Origin of the sequence: Kitasatospora sp. NPDC007106, assembly GCF_040634455.1 — a bacterium.
Classification (GTDB): Bacteria; Actinomycetota; Actinomycetes; order Streptomycetales; family Streptomycetaceae; genus Kitasatospora; species Kitasatospora arboriphila.
Genome location: NZ_JBEYFP010001341.1, coordinates 1 through 1,205, shown reverse-complemented (window position 1 = coordinate 1,205; position 1,205 = coordinate 1). Strand labels below are relative to the sequence as shown.

Genomic DNA, 1,205 nt, shown 5'->3' with positions numbered 1-1,205 from the left:
ACCTTTAAGCCACCTCAAGACCAAAACCGATATATGTTTTGTGTTGTGTGGTGTACAGGGGTGTTCCCTACCGATCCCCCCGCCGGCCGGCCGGCGGCGCACGTCGTCCGGGGCGCGCTCCGGAGCGCCGGGCCCGATCCGGTCGCACTCCGGAGCCCGCGCACGACCGGAATCGGATCTGGATCACCCTTATGAGTGAAGTGACCCGGGCTGCGTTGAGTCACACCGACCACGAAAGTAACTTCAGTTCCGCGAACGAGAGTTGCCCTGACCTGGGGGGTCGGGAAGGGCGCCGGACTCCGGCCCGGGCCGGGCGAGTGGCCCGCGGGCGGTCCGGCGACCGGGCCGCTCTCGTCACTTCCAGGACGACCGGGCCGCGGTGCAGGAGCAGTGGGCACCCGCGGCGTCGACACGAAGGGGTGTGAAGCGATGGGGGCGGGCACACCGCTGCGTTCGGCCTCGGTGGCGGGGTCGGTCGGTGACGGGCCGGATGCGGACGGCACGGCACTGGAGGTCGTGCGGACGGCCGAGGCCGGTGCGCCGGGGCGGGGAGGCGAGGGCGGCCGGGCGGCCGCCGTCGACGGACCCCGGCGCGCCGCCCGGCCGTCCGCGCCGGTGGACCGCGCGGGGAGGCGCGGCGAGCCGGCGGGTGCGGAACTCCGCGGTGGCGGGCGGGGGTTCGCCGAGCCGCCGGTCGGCCCCTTCGAGGGGAGGGGGTCGACCAGGCCCGGGCAGGAGCCCGGGGCACCCGAGCGGTTATCGGCCGCGCTCACCGCGGCCCGCCTCGCCGCACCACCGGGGCCGCGGACGGGCACCGCCGGCACGACGCTGGACGACTGGGTCGCCGAACGGCTCGGCCGGGACGGCGATCCCGGTGTCCCCTGGCCGCAGGCCCGCCCCGTCGCCACCGCGCTGGCCGACCTGCTGGTGCGGGTGCACGGACTGGGCGCCGCGCTGCGCGGCCTCTCCGCCGACCGGGTCCTCGTCGGACCGGACGGCCGACCCCTCCTGCTCGACCCGAGGCCGTACCCGGCGCCGCGGCCCGGCGCCGCCGTGCTCCACCGCGGCCCGTACGCCGACGACCGGCAGGCCCTCGGCGGACTGCTCTTCCTGCTCGCCACCGGCCGGCCCCCGCTGCTCGCCGAGGAGTTCCCCGAGGCCCGGGCCGGCACCCCGCCGGCCCCGCCCGCCGCGGCCCGGCTGCG

General features: G+C 77.4%; 1 pseudogene. It reads left to right on the top strand.

Going from position 1 to position 1,205, the window contains the following annotated elements:
- Positions 1-429 precede the first annotated feature (429 nt).
- A pseudogene (locus ABZ641_RS38330) lies at positions 430-1,205 on the top strand (hypothetical protein); the annotation flags it as partial.